The sequence below is a fragment of the Paracholeplasma vituli genome, from assembly GCF_025446935.1.
In the GTDB taxonomy this organism is placed as follows: domain Bacteria; phylum Bacillota_I; class Bacilli_A; order Acholeplasmatales; family UBA5453; genus Paracholeplasma; species Paracholeplasma vituli.
Genome location: NZ_JAOEGN010000001.1, coordinates 58,501 through 78,988, shown reverse-complemented (window position 1 = coordinate 78,988; position 20,488 = coordinate 58,501). Strand labels below are relative to the sequence as shown.

Genomic DNA, 20,488 nt, shown 5'->3' with positions numbered 1-20,488 from the left:
AGGCAACATGAATAAGAAGATCATGGTATTATTATTACTAATTGGCAGCATATTTTTGTTAGCTGGATGTAATAATAAAAAACCACCAACAGAGGATGACACAGACACCCCAATCGAGGAGAACCCAAAAGTGAAATTAAACTATGAATATGTAATCAAAGGCAACCTAGGTGAAATAGCAACTAGCTATGCTGATTTGATTAATGAACACCTTAGATCGAACCAAGGTACACTTTACGACAATAACCATCAAACGGTTAAGCCAAGAGCAAACTTATGGAGCTATGGGGCATATTTCACGATGGCTAGTCAATTATATAATGTTGAAAGAACGAGCGTTAATAAGGCACGATATGATCAAGCTTTAGAAGAATTAGAATGGTACCGTTCTTTAAATAGACCAGATGACCACTTAGTGTATGCATCAAAAAATGGCGATGAAATCCCACCATTTTACGATGATAACGTTTGGTTAGTCATTGGGTTAATCAAAGGCTACACAACGACAGAAGATGAAAGCCAACTAGATAAAGCCAAAAAAATCATGGCTTATATCTATGATGGCTGGCAAGAAGATGAAGTGGGCGGCCTTTTTTGGCGAGAATATAACTATAACGAGATAACCGCTAAAGAGTTTGAAGGCAAGGATGACCGTAACACTTGTATCAACGGTCCTGCAGCCTGGGCATCCTTATTACTATATGAAATCACAGGTGATGCCACTTACTTAACATGGGGCATTAGATTATATAACTGGACCAAAGATAAACTTTATGACCGCATCACTCAAACGTATTCAGATAACATTAAGGCAAACGGTAGAGTCGATACCAAAAAGTGGACCTATAATACGGGCACGATGTTATCTTCTGCAGCGATTTTATACAAACTCACAGGTAGTGAGTTCTATAAAACCGACGTCGATAATTTAATGACAGGTTCAAAATCATTTATCGAACCATACAGCGTTGTACCTAATGGTGAGTTTTATCGTCCATCAGACGATAACCCTTGGTTTAGAGTGTATCTAGTTCAAGGCTATTTGGATGCCTTTAGATATGTCGATTATAACTATGGTGTTAGATTGGAACATATCAAAAACGCATTTACTTATGCAAACCAATACGTTAAAGATGATAAAGGCTTTATTAAAGCAGATTGGTCTGGTAGATACGCAAATGAATACCCAAATCAAAAGACATTAGATCAAGCTGGTAATGCTGAATTAATTTCGATTCTTGCAGAATATGAACAAATATTACTAAAGGTGGCCGAATGAGAAAAACATTAATCCTTAGTTTTCTAACCCTAGTAGCTTTGATTATTACAGGTTGTAAGAAAGAACCAAAAGTCGTGATTACGAATGCGTATTATGATCACGCCTTAGACCAAATGAATTTGATTTATGAACATTTCTATTATGAGAATGCGAATACATTCTCAGGGTTCAGTCCCCAAGACCCAGACCCAAATTCAAACTTTAAAGGTGGGGCTTCACTTTGGGGATATGGCGGGATGTTAACTGCGATATCTGCAGGTGCTTTAGTAGACCCGTCCAATGAAGTCATAAAAGGTTATGCAGACTTATTAGTTGAAGGACTTTCTAATTATAGATACCCAATTAAACAACTTTACTATACCTCTAATATTAGAGGCGGTGAACCATATTACGATGATAACGCTTGGATTGTCTTAGGTCTTTACGAATTAGGCAAAACCTATAATGATGAAACCTATATAAACCATTCAAGAGAATTACTTGATTATGTCATGAGCGGTGAATCACCAGATGGTGGTGTTTTCTGGAAAGAAACAGTTGTTTCAAGAAACACATGTAGTACAGCACCAGCAATCATTGCTGCTTTACTACATTACCAAAATAACCCAGAACAAGAATTATTAGAGTTTGCGATCAGAAACTACAACTGGACCGTGGCGACTCTAAAAGACCCAGTTGATCATGTTTATTGGGACAATACAACGATGGATGAGTTTGGTGTTGAACATATCGAAAAAACCAAATGGACTTATAATTCAGGCACCATGATTTGGGCGTCAGTATTGTTATATGAAATCACAGAAGAAGCGAAATATTTAACAGAAGCAGAAAGAACTGCTACTGGTGCACTAGCATTCTTCTATAGAGGTACTCAAGGTGTATATAACTACCCAACAAGCCCTTGGTTTAACATGTATTTATTAAGAGGCTTCATCGAACTAGCAAAATCAAAAGAAGATGGAACAGTTGATTATATGATTAACACATTTGTCACATCGATGAACAATGCGATTTTAAAAGGTAAAGACGATAGAGGTCTTATCCTCCGTTCTTGGGGTTCAGGCAATAGCGTTGCAACCGACAAATTCTTAGATTTACTCGATGCATCTGCGACAACTGAAATCTTATTCTTAATCGCTTACTACCAAATTAATTTAAAAGTGGAATCTTAGTATGAAAAAAATAGTACATATCGTTTTGGCCATCCTTTTAACGTTCACGTTATTTGGCTGTAACCAAACAAACAAGAATAAATCTATCACAGATGAACAAGCGAATAAGAAACTAGCAGCTTTAAATGATTATGGCTTAGATTTATTTAAAAAAATTGACTTCTTACCTCGTATATCTAATCACATCTACAGTGAACAACAATCCAGTTACTCTAGAAACGGAAATAACACAGACGGGTTTGGTTTACCAGGAAACGTAACAGGAGAAGTCAGTGATAACAACTTTATTAGACCACTCCTTGAGTTAAATCAACCAGGTGTTATTTACAGAATGTGGTTTACAAACTTTGGGGCAGTTCCAAGACTAGCCATTTATATCGATGGGGCATCATCACCAAGTTATAACCTGAATTTAGTAGATTTAACCAGTGGTGAACAAAGCCCATTTCTTAAACCACTCGTATTTGATTCAATCGAATCATCAGGTGGATTCGTATCATACGTACCAATTGTGTTTAAAGAATCCATTAGAATCGTTGGACAAGGGGATTTCTACTACAATATTAACTATCAAAAATACCCTTCAAACTATGATTTAGAGTACGACGATTTTGATGCAAAAATGACCGAAGTTGCAAGCATCTTAAATCAAAGTGGGGTAGATCCAAAAATTTACCAAAATGATACAAAGTTAAACCAAACTAAAAAGCTAGAAGCTAATCAAACGATTACGCTTTATGAGACTTCAGAAAAACAAACAGTTACGTCACTCGCAATTAACTTTAATGACTTTGATGTAACAAAGTTTGATAGAACTGAGACGAAGGGTCAAGGCATCAGGATATCTCGAAACGGCTCTATTAAGTTTGAGATGTCAGTTAATGATACCCAGTTTAACCAACTAAAGTTTAAAAGTGTGTTATTAGATTATAACCAAACAGCAACCATGAAAATCGATGGTGTTACGGTATCAAACTTTGAAGTAAGAGCTAGAAGGTTAAATGGGTTTGAATGGAAAGATAGCCCATATTTTGGCGATATTATCTATAATATTCCCCAAAGTCTTACAACAGGCAAAAATACCATTGAAGTCACATTAAATGTAACTTCTCAAGATTTAACTTTATATGATGTTGATACGATATCAGGTTCTAAAACAATAGATTCATTTGATTTATCGAATGAGTCAGAAAGAACAAGAAAGAACTTTACAGGGACACAAACAACACCTGTTGAGCACACGTATGAATATGATCCAAACACATTAATATCAGATGAAACTTGGACTCAAATTCATGAAAGTGAAGACATCATCAATCAAGTTTATCTTAAAATAACTTATAAAGATCAAACTGGGGATGCAGTATACGCACCTGTATCTAGTTTCTTTGGATTTGGGGCTTATGGTCTATTTGAAACCCTAGGGTTAATGGTAGGGCTAAAAGAAGATGGTACGATGTACTCATATTATCCAATGCCTTTTGAATCGGGTATTAAGATCGAGCTTGTGAATCAATCGAACTATACATTTAATGAAGTAGACTACGAGGTTAAACACGAAAATAATTACTTTGAAAAAGGTTCATACGGCTATTTTAAGAGTGCCTATGTGGAACGTTTAAACGGTACTGCATCTGCACTTAAAAACCAAGAACCAATTACCTTCTTAAAAACAAATGGTGAAGGCCATATCGTTGGTATTACACACTCGATGAGTGGGTCATACTTCGGACTTCACTCACGCTTTTATTTAGAAGGAGATGAACAAATCTATATCGATGGTAGTTTGTCTCATAGTTTTCACGGGACAGGTACAGAAGACTTCTATAACGGTGGATGGTATTTCAAAGCTGGGGTAAAAACAAATCCATTATTTGGACAATCCAACCATAACTATCGTGATTCAAGAGATCGAACCGTTATGATTAGAACCCTCATCACAGACCCAATTTATTTTAGAAGTAGTATTGATTTTAAAATGGAGCATGGTGGTTTAAATGACCGTCCAGATGCAGATGTGATAGCATCTGTGTATTACTACCATAAAGAATCAAAAACGATTAGAACAGATGGGTTCGCACTGAACAATGAAGAAAGTCTTACGAACCATAATTATGTGTTAGGGCCAACCTCAAGTATAGTTACAACACAAAGTAACTACTATGAAGGTATTTATAGTAAAACCACAACCAACTATAACAAAGTAGCCAATATCACAGATTATTCGACGTTTAATGTCCACATTTTAAAACAAAATGAAGGCGTCATACTTAGAAGAGAATACTTGTTAGCACCAATTGGACAAAAAGCAAAAGTATATGTGGATGGGCAATTAGTTGGAATCTGGCAATCATCCTTCAGAAACTCAATAGAAATGTTCATCAGACAAGATGATTTCTTTATTCCAAAAGAGTTTACAAACCAAAAAGAAGTACTCAACATAAAAATCGAGTTTATGGCAGGTTCTGCCAATAAGTGGACAGAAAGTTTTTATGAAATATACACAATAGAAAGTGAGTGAAACAATGAAAAAACTATATTCAATCATGGTAATCCTAGCATTATCAATTGTACTCGTTGCATGTGGAAACGGTAATGGCGGTACAACAGGCGATGGTGATGAAAATCCAGACAAACTAGTCGTATGGGCAGATAGCACATATTGGGGTGGTGAAAATGGTAAGTTAGTTGCCGAAATGGTTAAAAGATACACAGAAGAATCTGGTATTGAAGTGGTTTATGAAGCCCAACCAGACTTAGACAACAAATTAAGAGGTGCCTCATTAGGCGGCGAATCACCAGATTTAATTATTTGGGACCGTTGGCAAACAGTGACTTATATCCAAGATGGGTTACTAGTCAACCTAGATAAATATATCGCAGAAGATGGAATTGATACATCTGAATATCAACAAGAAGCTTTAAATGAAATGGTATTAGATGACAGTGTTTATGGTTTCCCACTAGACATTGATGCTTGGGGATATTGGGTGAATAAAACCGTTCTTAATGAAGCAGGTATCACTGAATTACCTAAGACATGGGATGAATTAAGAGCAGCTGCTATCGCAACAACGAAGTATGAAGGTTCAACCATGGTAAGAGCAGGGATGAATATGGATACTTCAGGTGCCTTTTATTCATACTTACAAACTGCAGGTGGTAAGTTATTAAATGATGACAACAAAACTGTCGCATTTAACTCAGATGCCGGTAAAGCAGTCTTAAAATATTGGTATAAATTAATTCATGAAGATAAAGTCTATGATAGATCCTTCGCATCCACCCAAGGTGGCGCGGATGACCCATTTGTTACACAACGTTTCGCTATCCAAGCAAACTCATTATTAAATGGTTCACAATTCTATAAGACTTACATTGGTGATAACTTTGAATATGAATTTATCCCATTCCCACAAGGACCATCATCAGAATATGCAACAGTAGATAATCCAGCTGGTTCAAACCACGGTGGATTAATGGGTGGATTTGGACTTGCAGTCCCACAATCCAGCAAATATAAAAAAGCTGCATGGAACTTAATTAAGTGGTGGATTACAGATACTGAAAACCAAGTTTTATGGAGTGAAATCTCAGGGTTAATTCCAGCTAAACTAGAAATCATTAATGACCCAAGAATGAGAGACATTCCAAACGTCAGAAACGTCATTGATTCACTACCATATATCAAAGCACGTCCAAAAGTTGCAGGTTACACAGCCGTTGAAACCAGTGTAATCATGAACAAGATTAGCTCTCTTTTATTCGAAGGTGGCTATGTAAGAGGTAACGACACCGTTGATAAACGTGTTCAAGCTGCCCTAAATGATATGGAAAAAACAGCGAACGATATCCTAGCGTTTGCTGCAGGCATGTAAATAAAATAGAGTCTAATTTAGAAAGGTGGTGGTTTTCTTGAATAAACCATCCATAATGAATCAAAATCAAACCCTGTTGGAAAGAATTAAAAAGTCGATTATTTCACTTTTCACGACAAGAAAAGGTAAACGTAATCTTTGGGGGTATGCATTTGTCTTACCTGCACTAATTCTTTTTACATCCTTCACGGTTATTCCAATCATTTTATCCTTAAGTCTAAGTGTCACCAACATGAGAGGCATCAATATGACAGACTTAACCGTGGTTGGATTAAGAAACTATAAATACATATTTGAAGTAGATCCTTACTTTTGGGTATCCATGAAAAATATCGCCATTTATACGGCAATTACAGTACCATTAACGCTATCTGGATCTATGATCCTGGCGTTAATCATTAAAAAACCAATTGCAGGTACCAAGTTCTTTAGAGGCTTATTCTATTTACCTGGTATCACAAGTGGGGTTGCTACAGCAATGGTATGGAGTTATTTATTAAATGGTAATGGCATCATTAATAATGCCATCATGAATTTTAATGAACTATTTAATACAGATTTCACAAAAATCTTGATGAATGATACTAGAACCGCTTTATGGGGATTAATTCTAATGACTTTATGGGGTGGTCTTGGTGGAAACATGGTCTTGTTCCTGGCGGGCATGAACGCGATTCCAACGTCGATTTATGAAGCGGCAGATATTGATGGTGCAAATAAGAGACAAAAATTCTTTAGAATTACAGTGCCAATGATGAAGCCATCCATCTATTTTGCCTTAACATTATCCTTAATAGGCTCACCACAAATGTTTGAACCAATCCTAATTATGGATGCAAGAACAACCACACCGGTTTATGAAATCTATAAGAACGCACTAAGAGGTGGACTAGGGGTAGGGTTAGCATCCGCTCAATCTGTATTACTATTTGTCTTTATCATGATGATTACGGTCATCATGCAAAAAGTCAATAAAGAAAGCAATATTTAGGAGGCCATATGGAAAAGAAAAAACTATCGATAAAACAAAAATTCGACTCCCCTAAATATCGAAGAGAATTCATCCAGAACACATTATTATGGATTATAAGAATTGTGTTAGGACTAATTTTTGCTTTCCCACTTTATTGGGCGATTACAACCTCATTTAAACCACTAGATGAAATCATATCACCAACCATTAACTTGTTGATCAAAAACCCAACATTCGAACACTATAGTTATGTCTTAACTTGGCGTGACTATAACACGAATAAGATCTTAATATTTAACGCATTAATCAATACACTCACACTAACTGTGTTAGGTGGCGTATTAAATATTACAGTATCTGCGATTGCGGGTTATTCATTTGCTAAACTGAAGTTTAAAGGTCATAAAGTCATTTTTAGAATTCTATTGTTATCGATGATGATTCCGGGGATTATTACAATGATGCCTACCTTCATCGTAATATCAAGATTGAAGTTATGGGGTAGTTTCATGGGGGTTATTTTACCAGGGATTGCCAGCGTATTTAACATATTCTTTATGAGACAATTCTTCATTACATTACCAGATGAACTTGGTGAAAGTGCTGAAATTGATGGGGCAGGCGAGATGAGAATATTTTTCCAAATTTACTTGCCTCAAGTTAAGCCAGCACTCGCAGCACTTGCAATCTTTAACTTCCAAGGTGGTTGGAACAACTTCTTAATGCCATATGTTGTATTACCAACCAATAAACTCGTATTATCCACATTTATAAGAAGTTTTCCAGCTGAAAACTATGGTCAAACCATGGCAGCTTCCATGTTAGCAACACTACCAGTGTTAATATTATTTATTGTTTTCCAAAAATATTTCATGCAAAGCGTGACACTAACTGGTTTAAAAGAATAGATAACTTAATTGATATAAATGATATATAATTAAGATGGGGCGATCATATGAAAAATATTCCACTATACCAAAAGATTTTCGAACATTACTATGAAAAGATCATGAATGGACAACTTAAAGAGGGACAACAAATACACACAGATAAAGAAATCATGGATATCTTTTTCGTGAGTAGAATCACAGCAAAGGCTGCGATTGAGATGTTGGTAGAACGCGGACTTGTTCAGCGTATTCCTGGTAAAGGTTCATTTGTTACCAAAACACCTGTGGTTCATCAAAGAACTCAAAGTACCTCAAAGTTAATTGGAGTTGTTTTGTGTGATATCGATCATTCATTTGGATTCGATTTACTCAAAGGGTTAGAAGAAGAAGCTTCAAGAAGAAACATTCATATGATTTTTAAAAGAACCTTCGAGTCTTCTAAAGTGGAAAATGAAGTTATTCAATCGATGGTTCAATTAGGTGTCAACGGGATTATCATTCAAATGGTACACGGTGAAACCTATAGTAATGAAATATTAAAATACTACTTGAATGGACTACCTATGGTTTTAATCGATAGACATATGGATAAAACCAGGGTGCCATTTGTAACAACAGACAATAAATTAAGTGCTGCTAAAATGACAAGGTATCTACTTGAAAATGGCTATAAGAACATTAGTTTCTTTTCCGCTAGTACAAGTGGGACATCAACTTTAAATTTTAGATATGAAGGCTTTAAGTCTGTTTATACAACACCTAGAAATATCGATTTACTAACACTTAAGACACCAGAAATTAGAGAACGCGATAAACAAACCATTGAAGGTGACTATCAAATAATTATAGATCACTTGATGAAATTCCCTGAAATTGATTGTATTTTCGCTGCGGAATTATACGTTGCTAAACTTGTGAAAAAAGTATTAGATGAATTAGGAAAAAGAATTCCTGAAGATATTGGCGTTGTTTGTTTTGACTCTGAAACGTCTGATTTAGATGAACCATTCTTCACGCATATTACTCAAAAACAATATGAAATGGGTAAAAAAGCAATTGAAAAAATGGATGACATCAATGAAGGCAGTTTTAAATATCCATTCGATTGTTATATCGAAGGCGATATCGTAAAAGGTAAATCAATAAAATATAAAAATAACGGAGAATAAATATATATGAGTAAGTTCAATGGATTAGTCACTGACTTAGGTAGTTTAACAAAATTATCGGATGCAAAAAGCCGTTCTTTAAGCCCAGAAAACTATAATGGTGAAAAGGGTAAAGGCGGTATGGCTAAGATTGGTGAAGGTAGCGCATCTGAACCAGCTAGAGAATTAGGCGTCGGATGGAAAGTGAATCCATTCCACGTGATTAAAGCAAAAACAACATTTGAATTAGGTAACATTGAAGGACCAGGGGCAATTCAACACATTTGGATGACGCCAACAGGTTCATGGCGTCATACAATTTTAAGAGTTTATTACGATGATCAAGATTACCCTTCAGTAGAAGTACCAATCGGGGATTTCTTCTGTAGTGGATGGGGCACTTATTCACCACTTAACTCTGCCACTATTACAGTAAACCCAGGTAGCGCATTTAACTCCTATTGGATTATGCCATTTAGAAAAAGATGCCGTATTACCTTAGAAAACGTTGATACTACAGATATGACAGTTTATTATCAAGTTGACTATACGTTAACTGAAATCGATGAAGACCAAGCTTATTTCCATGCTAGATTTAACCGCGTGAACCCATTACCATATAAAGATGTTTATACCATCATTGACGGCATTAGAGGTAAAGGTCACTATGTCGGTACTTACATGGCTTGGGGCGTAAATAATGCCGGCTGGTGGGGCGAAGGAGAAATCAAGTTCTATATGGACGGTGACAAAGACTATCCAACCATTTGTGGTACAGGTACTGAGGACTATTTCTGTGGTTCTTACAACTTTGAAAACAAGAAAACAAACCTTTATGAAACATATACCACGATGTATGCTGGATTAAACCAAGTCATCAGACCTGATGGACTTTATAACTCTCAACAAAGATTTTCAATGTACCGTTGGCACATTACAGACCCAGTTCGTTTTGATAAAGAATTAAAGGTTACAATGCAAGCACTTGGTTGGCGTAAAGGGTTTAGATATTTACCATTACAAGATGATATTTCATCTGTTGCATATTGGTATCAAACACTTCCAAGTCCTAAATTTGAATCCTTCTTTACACCGGATGAATTGGAAGTGATCTAATGAATCACATAGTATCTTTTAATACAGTGATGCAAAAAGAATCAAATGCCATCTTAAAAGCCATAGAAGCGATTAAACAAGACCAACTTGAGTTTATCGTGGATTCGCTTATAAGACTAGAAGGAAAACTTATCGTGATTGGTTTAGGTAAAGCAGGCCATATCGGTAAGAAACTTGCAGCAAGTTTTTCTTCAATGGGGACGTCTAGTTTCTTTGTGCATGCAACTGAATTATTTCATGGCGACTTTGGGATGATCACAAATCAAGATATGGCTATTTTGATTTCACATAGTGGTGAAACTGAAGAAGTGATTAAAGCAGCAGCAACATTAAAAGATCGCGGTATTAAAACCATCGCATTAACCAGATCACAAACTAGTAGCTTATCCAAACTAACAAGCTATCAATTGAATTATGATATCCAAGAAGAAGCTGATCATTTAAACTTAGCACCGACTAACTCATCTACTGTGATGTTAGCGATAGGCGATGCCTTAATGAGCACGGTAAGTGAAGCCAAAGGCTACACGAAAGAAGATTTTAAAAAGAATCATCCAGGTGGGAGTTTAGGGCAGAGGTTGACAAAGTGAGTATCCTTATTGTCGGTAGCTTCATGACTGACTTAGTCGTTAGAACACATCAAGCACCTAAACCTGGTGAAACAGTGATAGGGTTAGATTTTGATATATTTCTAGGTGGGAAAGGCGCAAATCAAGCCATTTCTGCATTTCGCCAAGGAAGTCACGTAAACTTACTTGGCGCGTTAGGAAAAGATTCATTTGGAGATAACTTTTTAAACTTTTTGAAAACTGAAAAGTTAGATATAAGCCACATCGAACAAAAGAACTTACCGAGCGGTGTTGGACAAATTGTTGTCAATGAATCCACTGGTCAAAATCAAATAATCATCATTCCGGGTGCTAACTTAGGGTATGATCAAACCGATTTAATCCGCAAGGAACATCTCTTTAAAGAAGCTAATTTAGTCATCAACCAACTGGAAATGACGGATGAAATTACTAGGCTTACCAAAGAACTTGCGAAAAAATATGGAAAACTCTACTTACTAAATCCTGCACCATACAAGTCACTTGAGGATTCATTTCTGGATGGTATTGACTACCTCACACCAAATGAATCAGAATTAGCAGGTTTAGTATCTAAATCATTAGTCACTTTAAATGATTATGAAGAAGCGGCTAAAGCATTGGTTAGTAAAGGCGTTAAAAATGTTATCGTCACGCTTGGTAGTCATGGTGCATTACACTGTGATCAATCTGGGTGTAACTTATACCCCTCTTTTAAAATCGATCAAGTTGTGGATACAACCGCCGCAGGTGATACGTTTAACGGTGCGTTCGCTAGTAAAATAGATCAAGGTTATAGCATTAAAGAAGCGATCATGTTTGCCAATGCAGCTGGTGCCTTAAGTGTAACAAAAAAGGGTGCGATTCCAAGCATTCCTAATAAAGAAACAGTCTTAAAGTTTATGAATAAAAATATATAAACACCTCTCAGCGAGGTGTTTTATCTAGGAAGGTGAAAAGATGTATTTAAACTATGTAAATCCAAAAATAGGGACACTGAATGACAACCGTTTTTCAAGTGGTAACTTATACCCAGTAGTTGGATTACCTCACGGTCTTTCAAGTTTCTCTATACAAACAAATGCTCATGGACAAAGATGGTGGTATCACCCATATGACCGCTCCTTTGAAGGTTTTCGTTTAACACACCAACCTTCACCATGGATTGCAGATTATGGTCATATCGTTTTTATGCCATCTTCAGGCAAACACGGGATGACTAACGATCAAAGATGGTCTTACTTTGATCAAGAAAAAGAGCTTTTAACACCATACGAAATGAGCTACTATTTAAGTAGGTATCAAGTAGATGTGAAGTTAACACCTACTAATAGTGGTGCTTATATAAAACTAGATTATAAGAAAAAGGATTTAAATCGATTCACCATATTCGGTCAAGATGGTTTTCTTTATTATGAAGTCATGGATGCGTATACCATTCACATTAAAACAAATGCTAAGGTAGAACACACCAATCCAGAGATTATCGAATATGTGCTAATTAAAACCAATCAGCCATTTACTTTCGAGAATATGAATAATGCACTATCTATTCTCTTTGAAGAAAGTTCAGTCGAGATTAAGATCGTAACATCATTCATTAGTCATGAACAAGCTTATATTAATTATAACCGTGAACTCAAATATAAAAACTATGACCAAATCAAACAATCAGCCATAGATATTTGGGAAAAAGCTTTAAGCAAAATAGAAGTAGAAGATCAAAATGAATCCTTAAAACAAGTCTTCTATACAGCCTTATACCGATCACTCATATTTCCAAGACAGTTTCATGAATTTGATGCATTAGATCGACCTCATCATCTAAATGCGAATCTTGCGAAAGTATTTGAAGGTTATAGTTATGTGGATAACGGGTTTTGGGATACATTTAGAACGTTATACCCATTCTTATCCTTTTATGATCCAACACTATATAAAAAAATGTTAACTGGTTATCACAATTATTTTAAAGAAAATGGATTCTATCCGAAATGGATTGCCCCAAATGAAATGAAAATCATGACTGGTACCTTATGTGAAGTCGTGATGTCAGAAGGTATTATGAAGGGGTTCTTCACAAATGAAGAAGCAGAAGAGATTGTTCATGCATTAGTTAAAAACGCCGAAACGGTTGACCCAAGTCAGCGATTTGGTAGAAAACATCCTAACCTATATCAAAAACTAGGGTATTTACCGAATGAGATTGGTTCATCTGTTTTATCTGAAAGTTTAGATTATTATTATGGAGATTATGCCATCGGTTTAGCCTCAAGAAAAGTCGGTCTCAATAGTATTTCAAACAAGTATTTGAATCAAAGTGAGAACTATAAAAAGTTATTTGACTCAAAACATGGCTTTTTAAGATCGAAAGATCAAGACGGTAACTTCAATACATACTTTGACCCATTTGACTGGGGTGGTGATTATATTGAAGGTAGTGCTTGGCAATGTGCCTTCTCTGTCTTCCATGATATTAAAGGGCTAGACACACTTTATAACCATAAACTCAGTGAAAAGATCGATGAGTTGTTAACAACTGAACCAAATTATAATGTCCATATGTATGGACAAGAAATCCATGAGATGTCAGAGATGGCGTCCCTAGGGTTTGGACAACTAGCGCTATCTAATCAACCATCATTCCATATTCCATTCATTTATGCAGAATTAGGTAACATTAAGAAAACCAATCAATTGGTTGAATCACTTGTGAAAAAGTTATTTAAACCAGGGTATGATGGCTATCCGGGAGACGAAGATAATGGATCAATGTCTACATGGCTTATATTCAGTTGTCTAGGCTTTTATCCAATGGACCCAGTTTCAACTAGATTTGTTGTGTCTGGGCCACTATTTGACAGAGTCACGATTCACTTGGAACAAGGAAATTTTGTAATAGAAAAATCTAAAATCAATCTAGATACATGTAAAACACACTTTGATTATGCAGACTTAATCAAAGGTGGACATTTAGCAGAGCTCATCAAATAAAAAAAACAACAACATCTCTAAAATTAGTAAAAAGAGGTGTTGTTGTTTTTCTTAAATATAGGAAGATATAAAAAGCGTAAAGTTTGAAGGGCTAATCAAGATATTATTAATGTCATTAGTGACAATACATGAATCGCCTTTTTTGTAAGTTTGTTCTCCTATTTTCCCACTACCTTCTAAGAAAGTGATGAGTCTATATTGTTTGTTTTCTAGTAGGTAAGGTTCTTGTAGCTCATATTTTTCAACCGAGAAGAACTCAGAATGAATGAGATGTGTCACTAGATTTTGACCAACTTTATGTTCAGACACATGAGTATTAACTACAGGTGATGGTATTTTTGTCGCTTCAACCCCTAAATCAAGGTGAAGTTCTCTTTTTTGATTGTCTTTATCAATACGATCATAGTCATACAAACGATATGTAATATCTGAAGATTGTTGTGTTTCTAAGATAACAATGCCTTTACCTAATGCGTGAACCATGCCTGCTGGAATAAAGAAGAAATCGCCTTTTTTAACAGGGACTTTATTGAGTAGGTTATCCCACTTATTATGCTCAACACATTCTAAAAAATCAGCTTTACTTAAAGCTTTATGACCATAAATGATATAAGCATCTTCTGAGGCGTCTAATATATACCAACATTCTGTTTTACCTAATGAATGATATTGTTTAGCCATTTGATCATCTGGATGAACTTGAACAGATAAATCATCATTGGCATCAATAATTTTAATTAGCAATGGAAACTCATTAGATTCTACATTGCCAAATAGATTTCTATGACGACTATATAAATGATCGAGTGTCATGCTTTTATATGGCCCATTCAAAACTGTTGAAGGTCCATTTTTATGGGCACTAATTGCCCATGCTTCACCTGTATTTTCAAAAGGTAAAGTCTGGTTATAGAATTCTTTTAGTCGAGTACCGCCCCAAATACGATATTTAAATTCAGGACTTAAAAATAAAACTTCTTTCATATAAATCACCACCTCTATTTTATAATATTTTACCCGAATAACCAATTGATTTGGTTATTTTATATCATTTATTCGACAATAAAAATATAGATTAATAAAAGTTTATGCTCGTTTACTTTCTTGATAACTTAAATATTGACTATTAACCTTGTATATATTGTGTTATGATTTTAATTAGAGGCTATTATTTATGACTGAATATAACAAAAGAACTTACAAAAAGTTAGTGAAGAATCCGAATCAAATCTATAACGCAAGCAGTCCGATCACTTATAACCTACAATACAGTAATTTTATGAAAGCTTGTAGGGAAATCATTTTAAAAGATGCTACAGGCAGTGGCTTTATTTTCGAGTATAAAAACAAAATATTTTTAATTACTGCTGCACATGTGGTCATTCATAAAAATCGAGTTAAAAAGAAACGCATTTCAATATCCACCCACGGGGGCGAAACTTATACATTCATGGGTCAAATCTTTTATCACCAAAATATCGAACTTGATCTCTGTGTCATTAAATTACCAGATGATTATATGAGTGAAACCGCCCTCTCCTATCGATATGGCTCTGTAGAAGTTGGTGAAGAACATCTTTTCTTTGGTTATCCAGGCACAATCAATAGCACCTATGGATTTGATTTAAAACACGGCACACCGATCCCTGTGATACGAAGAGGTATAATTTCCCACTTTGGTGAACAAGATGATATTAGCTATATGTGGATAGACACTCTAGCCGTTGGAGGGTTTTCAGGCAGTCCTCTCATATCATTTGATAAACAGCTTAGAGGTAGTGTAATTGGTGTCATCACCAATGGTAATTTGGATTTTGCTGAAGTTTATGATAAAGATGGCAATGAACTGGATTTGTATACAGTTCAACAAACTGGTTTTACAAAAGCAATTCATATACTCTATGTAATCGATATCATCGAGACGAACCACCTAGTATAAATCAAACTAAGTGAATATACCCATCATCGGTGTATTCATGCAACTGTATTTATTCTAAAAGACAAAATAATGTATAAGGCTAAGTCGAGCTTAATGAACTAAAAAAATACCGAATTATTTAGAGATAAATTACAAGCTGCGAGATTAGGCTCAAGTTTAGGTGAGAATACCTCTAGTTCAGGCATTGAAACCATTAATTTTGAAAACAGTGTGTTCCTAAAGTAATGTGTATCATTACCAAGTGTTCCAACAATGACGAGTTGGGGATGTTCAAACTGTAGTCTTCTCTGAACTGCACATACAGCTAACACTAATTCATCGACAGCGCTATCACAAATCTCTTTCGCATATTCATCACCTAAATCTCCGTGCTTAGTTACGATAGGTGCGAGAGATGCGATGAATGTTCTATTCTCACGATTTACTTCCATAAAGTCTATGACATCATTAGATATATTAAATCTCAATGTTTCAATAACCTCTTTTGTAAAAGGTGTCATATCATATCGATTATCGAGTGCTCTAGAGGCTGCTTGGATGGCTTTTAATCCAAGATCATAAGCACTACCGAGATCGCCCTCTTTATAACCAAGACCACCTGCTTTATGGGTTTCACTAAACTTGTTTTTACCGTATGCTACCATCCCAGTTCCAGAAATTAGAACAATTCCCTCATCTTCAAATAAACCGCTTGCTAGAGCGTTTTCCACGTCACTATCCGTAGTGACTTTTGTTTTTTATTAGGAAATTGTATTGATAAGACAAAAAATTACTAAAGTGAAAAAACCTCGATGAGGCTAAGCTTGGATTGAGTTATCTATATAGAATCGATGAGTTTGTTATAAATGTCTAAAGGCACAAATTGAAGCTTTCTACAGTGAGGACAAGTATCTAAAGGAAAAGGAGACTTTTCTAATTTCATATACTCTGCATAAAGAGCGAAATTGACTCTTAAAGCGAATTGACAATCCAAACATTTCATATCGACCATAACCTCAAGGTTAGGTTGATTAATGAAAGACATATAAGACATTTTAGGACCCATAATGAGATCCTGATCGATGTTATCTGAGTAAGCTCTGTAAAGATTTTGTTTTTGAGCAGACGTCATTTTAATTTGAATGGTATTAAAGAACTTAGGCATCTATGAGTAAACCACACTTTCTTGAAGGCAGATAAGAATAATCCAAATTGAGTTTCAAAACGAAACCATAAGGACAAAGTAAAGGGTCATAATGATAAGTAGATTTTATCATAGAACGGAACGTAAGTTTAGCCTTAGCGAAGTTAATGGCAGATTTTTGACGTAGTTTCTTAAATAAAGAAAGCTTAGACGTCGATTTATTGGCGTAAAAGCCATAATAACGAATGAGATGAAACCCTTTGTCAGGGATATGACGGATGAGTTTTTGAATGAAAGTAAAGACGTGTTCAGTCACGACTTGACGTCCTTGTTTTAAAGAGTCATCCTCAATATCGTCATCTTCATGAGGATGATAAAACCAAGTGACGGTATGATTGTCTAAATCTAAGGCTTGAATCCAAGACTCACTAATAGCAGGATGAGAAGCGTATCTAGCGATATAGTCAGAGACCCCTTTAGCGGAAGATAAACTAAAAGACTTAGATACCTGAGTACCATGGTGTAGAAACCCTTCTTATACTTGTTATTCAAGAATGTACATAGAATATTGAACTCACGATAAACGTCTTTAGGAGCGTGAACTTTAAGATAGGCAGACATATTCTGAAGCAGTAGATATTGATAGAACATACGAAGACGGTCAAAAGGGAAGTAAAAGAAGTTTTTGAGGTGATTAAGGTCATCTAGTGTTTTCTCAGCGATTAAAGCGTGGATATGAGGGTTAGGTTTCATATCACGGCCATAGGTATGAAGGAAACAAATGACACCGAGTTTAAGATTGAGTTTCCGTTTCAATTTAGATTGACGAATGGTTTTATGGAGGGCTTGATTGACCGTATTGAATAAGACATCAAACAAGCCGCGATAGTGAAAAAAATACTTTCTAAGTTCTTTCGCAATCGAGAACACGAAGTGACGGTGATTGGCTTCTAGCAATTTAGATTGAATCGCTAGCGTACGGGCATCACGGTACCTTTGGTTACACGAAGGACAGAAACGTGAATGACATGAGAGACCTTGGAGATGGTAGTTATTACAATTTGGGCACTCAAAGAAAAGATAACCATATTTAAGATTACGGCATTTAATCATCTTCTCGACGTAATCAATGATGGCTGGACGTGTAAGTTCATTCTCATAAACAGATGAACCGGTCATGGCAGCGATAGCTAAGATATACTTGAAGTTTTGTTTAATGGGCTCTATGTTCATAACAACAGTATAAAATTAAAAGCATAAAAGAAAAAGGCGCCGTTAATCGCCCTTAATAAGTTTACTCACTTTTGTTCAAAATACTCATGAATTCGCAACATTTACTTTGACAAATATTAGCAATTCACTTTATAATTGAACTTAAAATAAAGGTGAAATATGAACATTAATATAAAGAAAGCACAAAAAAAGAAATCAAAACCTGACCACACTATTCTAGGCTTTGGGAAGTACTTCACAGACCATATGTTTACCATGGAGTATACTGAACAAGCAGGTTGGATAAACCCTCAAACAATCCCATTTGATGATATGGCTATGAGTCCATCTACCACTGTTTTTCATTACGCACAAAGCGTATTTGAAGGACTGAAAGCTTATATTAATAATCAGAATGAAGTTGTTTTATTTAGACCCTATCAGAATGCGAGAAGATTCCAAAAATCGTGTTTAAGAATGGCGATGCCGACAATTCCAGAAGATGACTTTGTTAAAGCTATTTCAACATTAGTTAAAATCGATAAGGACTGGATTCCAACCCAAGAAGGCACTTCTTTGTATATTAGACCCTTTATGATTGCGAAAGATGAAATATTAGGTGTTCATCCAAGTAAGACCTATCAGTTCATTATTATTTTATCGCCAGTAGGACACTATTATCCAAAAGGTATTAAACCCATTTCCATCAGCATTAATCCAATATACTCAAGATCATTCTTTGGAGGTACTGGGGATGTGAAATGTGCAGCTAATTATTCCATATCGTTATTAGCTCAAAAAGAAGCCAAGGAAAAAGGATTCGATCAAGTCTTATGGTTGGGCGGGAAAGAACATAATATCATCACCGAAGTCGGTGCGATGAATATGATGTTTGTCATTAACAATGAGATTATTACGCCTAAATTGGATGGAACCATTCTCGCAGGTGTCACAAGAGATTCTGTAATTACCCTTTTAAGAGAATGGGGTTATACCGTTATCGAACGCGATATGACTGTGGATGAATTGATTCATCACCTTATGAATAAGTCAGTCCAAGAAGCGTTCGGTACAGGAACGGCCGCTACGATCTCTCCAGTTGGCATGATTGAGTATAAAGGTACTCATTATCTAATCTCAGAAAACATCGGAGTGCTTTCAAAACGAATCTATGATACACTCAATATGATAAAGCTGAAAACTGGTTCAGTACACCCTGATTGGGTCCATTTGGTTAAGTGAATATTAACAACGAAACGAATTGAAAACACAAAAATATGAACTCTATTTAGATGAACAACTTAAATGAAGGAAGGTTGAAATAAAATAAAATATTGATTAATATTCAACTGTATTGTATAATCATTTTGGTTAACCACCATACAGAGGTAATTATATGAGAATTCATCCAAAGGTACTTGTAATTCAAGGTGTACACCTCGTTTTGACAATTGCACTGATTGTTTTATTTGTTTTAAAAGATTGGTCCACCTTATGGTTAATACCAATCATCGTTACGACACTACTATTGTCAATTTTTATTTCAACCTATATTAATAGAACAGAATTACCTTATTGTAAATGTGGTAAAAAATTAAGTATTGCTCAAAAGACACTCTTATCACAAACAGAAATCGTTAGACATGGTCGATTCGTTTTTTACTATAAATACGAAATCGAATATCATTGTAAAGCGTGTAACCAACAGTTGAAACTGAATAAAGTGGTAACTAAATAACTCTTAAAACAATAAGACCTATCCAGAATGAATCCATTCGATAGGTCTATTTTTTTAGAGATTTAAAAGTACGAATCAAGTTTGACGTAAAATTAGTGAATTATATCAAATATTTTTATAATATAGTTAGAACACTGTGAGGTAAACAAATGAACATAACGATGGACCCCATTTTACTCATTTCAATTTTGAACACAAAGCTTCGAAACGAATACCCAACCCTGTACGATTTATGCGATGATTTAGATATAAATCAAGCAGACTTAGAACATATCTTAGGCAAGAATAGCTACGTATACGATGAAAAACTTAATCAGATTAAGAAAGGGTTGAAAGTTAAATCTACTTGGTAAAAAATGTTTTTTTATTAAAATATCGATATTTGGATGATTTACCGACAAAAACAATCCAATTACACGTCTTATTATTGAAGCACGCT

General features: G+C 35.3%; 19 protein-coding genes and 1 pseudogene. 15 read left to right on the top strand and 5 right to left on the bottom strand.

Annotated features, from left to right (window positions below; genetic code table 11):
* Window positions 1-7 precede the first annotated feature (7 nt).
* The 11 genes from N7603_RS00385 to N7603_RS00335 are packed head-to-tail and all read left to right on the top strand — an operon-like array spanning window position 8 to window position 14,037.
* The gene (locus N7603_RS00385) at window positions 8-1,279 is read left to right on the top strand and encodes a glycoside hydrolase family 76 protein (protein WP_262095329.1); all 1,272 of its coding nucleotides are present in this window, start codon (window positions 8-10) and stop codon (window positions 1,277-1,279) included.
* Window positions 1,276-2,451 carry a glycoside hydrolase family 76 protein gene (locus tag N7603_RS00380; protein WP_262095328.1) on the top strand — a complete coding sequence of 392 codons (1,176 nt, stop codon included), beginning with the start codon at window positions 1,276-1,278 and terminating at the stop codon, window positions 2,449-2,451. The genes N7603_RS00385 and N7603_RS00380 overlap by 4 nt, the downstream gene beginning before the upstream one ends.
* Before the next feature lies 1 nt (window position 2,452).
* Window positions 2,453-4,972, top strand: coding sequence for a DUF2961 domain-containing protein (locus tag N7603_RS00375; protein WP_262095327.1), 2,520 nt, complete (start codon window positions 2,453-2,455; stop codon window positions 4,970-4,972).
* 4 nt (window positions 4,973-4,976) lie between these two features.
* Window positions 4,977-6,329 (top strand): ABC transporter substrate-binding protein, encoded by a 1,353-nt coding sequence (locus N7603_RS00370; RefSeq protein ID WP_262095325.1) that lies wholly within the window; start codon window positions 4,977-4,979, stop codon window positions 6,327-6,329.
* A 37-nt stretch (window positions 6,330-6,366) separates the two neighbouring features.
* Complete coding sequence (locus N7603_RS00365) at window positions 6,367-7,320, top strand: carbohydrate ABC transporter permease (RefSeq protein WP_262095324.1); 954 nt, start codon at window positions 6,367-6,369, stop codon at window positions 7,318-7,320.
* An 8-nt stretch (window positions 7,321-7,328) separates the two neighbouring features.
* Window positions 7,329-8,210 carry a carbohydrate ABC transporter permease gene (locus tag N7603_RS00360; protein ID WP_262095323.1) on the top strand — a complete coding sequence of 294 codons (882 nt, stop codon included), beginning with the start codon at window positions 7,329-7,331 and terminating at the stop codon, window positions 8,208-8,210.
* Between the two features lie 47 nt (window positions 8,211-8,257).
* Window positions 8,258-9,361, top strand: coding sequence for a GntR family transcriptional regulator (locus N7603_RS00355; RefSeq protein WP_262095322.1), 1,104 nt, complete (start codon window positions 8,258-8,260; stop codon window positions 9,359-9,361).
* Between the two features lie 6 nt (window positions 9,362-9,367).
* On the top strand, window positions 9,368-10,456 hold the full coding sequence (locus N7603_RS00350; RefSeq protein WP_262095321.1) for a glycoside hydrolase family 172 protein: 1,089 nt from the start codon (window positions 9,368-9,370) through the stop codon (window positions 10,454-10,456).
* Window positions 10,456-11,046 carry a KpsF/GutQ family sugar-phosphate isomerase gene (locus N7603_RS00345; protein ID WP_262095320.1) on the top strand — a complete coding sequence of 197 codons (591 nt, stop codon included), beginning with the start codon at window positions 10,456-10,458 and terminating at the stop codon, window positions 11,044-11,046. The genes N7603_RS00350 and N7603_RS00345 overlap by 1 nt, the downstream gene beginning before the upstream one ends.
* Entirely contained in the window at window positions 11,043-11,963 is a 921-nt protein-coding gene (gene rbsK / locus N7603_RS00340; RefSeq protein WP_262095319.1) for a ribokinase, read from the top strand. Before N7603_RS00345 ends, rbsK begins: the two co-directional genes overlap by 4 nt.
* Before the next feature lie 40 nt (window positions 11,964-12,003).
* A complete protein-coding gene (locus tag N7603_RS00335) occupies window positions 12,004-14,037 on the top strand; it encodes a GH92 family glycosyl hydrolase (protein ID WP_262095318.1) in 2,034 nt (677 codons plus the stop codon).
* A gap of 51 nt (window positions 14,038-14,088) precedes the next feature.
* On the opposite strand, the gene N7603_RS00330 is transcribed toward N7603_RS00335, so the two are convergent.
* Window positions 14,089-15,021: a type I phosphomannose isomerase catalytic subunit gene (locus N7603_RS00330; RefSeq protein WP_262095317.1), complete on the bottom strand. Its 933-nt coding sequence runs from the start codon at window positions 15,019-15,021 to the stop codon at window positions 14,089-14,091.
* Window positions 15,022-15,211: 190 nt separating this feature from the next.
* Here N7603_RS00330 and N7603_RS00325 point away from each other — a divergent pair, with 190 nt between their 5' ends.
* Window positions 15,212-15,976 carry a S1 family peptidase gene (locus tag N7603_RS00325; protein ID WP_262095316.1) on the top strand — a complete coding sequence of 255 codons (765 nt, stop codon included), beginning with the start codon at window positions 15,212-15,214 and terminating at the stop codon, window positions 15,974-15,976.
* 98 nt (window positions 15,977-16,074) lie between these two features.
* Here N7603_RS00325 and N7603_RS00320 read toward each other — a convergent pair.
* The 4 genes and pseudogenes from N7603_RS00320 to N7603_RS00305 all read right to left on the bottom strand — a co-directional run.
* A pseudogene (locus N7603_RS00320) lies at window positions 16,075-16,695 on the bottom strand (BadF/BadG/BcrA/BcrD ATPase family protein); the annotation flags it as partial.
* 98 nt (window positions 16,696-16,793) lie between these two features.
* Window positions 16,794-17,120, bottom strand: a complete 327-nt coding sequence (locus N7603_RS00315) for a hypothetical protein (RefSeq protein WP_262095313.1) — start codon at window positions 17,118-17,120, stop codon at window positions 16,794-16,796.
* Window positions 17,113-17,532, bottom strand: coding sequence for a transposase (locus tag N7603_RS00310; protein WP_262095444.1), 420 nt, complete (start codon window positions 17,530-17,532; stop codon window positions 17,113-17,115). Before N7603_RS00310 ends, N7603_RS00315 begins: the two co-directional genes overlap by 8 nt.
* A complete protein-coding gene (locus tag N7603_RS00305) occupies window positions 17,505-18,332 on the bottom strand; it encodes an IS91 family transposase (RefSeq protein WP_262095312.1) in 828 nt (275 codons plus the stop codon). The genes N7603_RS00310 and N7603_RS00305 overlap by 28 nt, the downstream gene beginning before the upstream one ends.
* Window positions 18,333-18,491: 159 nt before the next feature.
* Between N7603_RS00305 and N7603_RS00300 the strand changes: the two genes are divergently transcribed.
* The 3 genes from N7603_RS00300 to N7603_RS00290 all read left to right on the top strand — a co-directional run bounded on the left by N7603_RS00300 (window position 18,492) and on the right by N7603_RS00290 (window position 20,402).
* Window positions 18,492-19,553, top strand: coding sequence for a branched-chain amino acid aminotransferase (locus tag N7603_RS00300; protein ID WP_262095311.1), 1,062 nt, complete (start codon window positions 18,492-18,494; stop codon window positions 19,551-19,553).
* Window positions 19,554-19,707: 154 nt separating this feature from the next.
* Entirely contained in the window at window positions 19,708-20,049 is a 342-nt protein-coding gene (locus tag N7603_RS00295; RefSeq protein ID WP_262095310.1) for a hypothetical protein, read from the top strand.
* Between the two features lie 149 nt (window positions 20,050-20,198).
* A complete protein-coding gene (locus N7603_RS00290; protein WP_262095309.1) occupies window positions 20,199-20,402 on the top strand; it encodes a DUF4250 domain-containing protein in 204 nt (67 codons plus the stop codon).
* Window positions 20,403-20,488 lie beyond the last annotated feature (86 nt).